General features: G+C 53.6%; 1 rRNA gene. It reads right to left on the bottom strand.

What is annotated here, in order from left to right:
- Positions 1 to 576: ribosomal RNA gene (locus WQ57_RS22525) — 23S ribosomal RNA — on the bottom strand; the annotation flags it as partial.

Here is a 576-nt window from a genome sequence, read left to right as displayed (position 1 = left end):
GCTACCCACACCTCATCCCCGCACTTTTCAACGTGCGTGGGTTCGGGCCTCCATCCAGTGTTACCTGGACTTCACCCTGGACATGGGTAGATCACCTGGTTTCGGGTCTACAACTGCATACTGATTTGCCCTGTTCAGACTCGCTTTCGCTGCGGCTCCGTCTCTTCAACTTAACCTTGCATGCAATCGTAACTCGCCGGTTCATTCTACAAAAGGCACGCCATCACCCATGAACGGGCTCTGACTACTTGTAGGCACACGGTTTCAGGATCTCTTTCACTCCCCTTCCGGGGTGCTTTTCACCTTTCCCTCACGGTACTGGTTCACTATCGGTCACTAGGGAGTATTTAGCCTTGGGAGATGGTCCTCCCAGCTTCCGACGGGATTTCACGTGTCCCGCCGTACTCAGGATCCACTCAGGAGGGAACGAAGTTTCAACTACAGGGTTTTTACCTTCTCTGACGGGCCTTTCCAGACCTCTTCATCTACCCCGTTCCTTTGTAACTCCACATAGAGTGTCCTACAACCCCAGAAGGCAAGCCTTCTGGTTTGGGCTAATCCCGTTTCGCTCGCCGC

This window comes from Mesobacillus campisalis (assembly GCF_000986785.1).
In the GTDB taxonomy this organism is placed as follows: domain Bacteria; phylum Bacillota; class Bacilli; order Bacillales; family Cytobacillaceae; genus Mesobacillus_B; species Mesobacillus_B campisalis.
The sequence above is the reverse complement of the archived record's forward strand: the minus strand, read 5'-3'. Positions and strand labels throughout refer to the sequence as shown.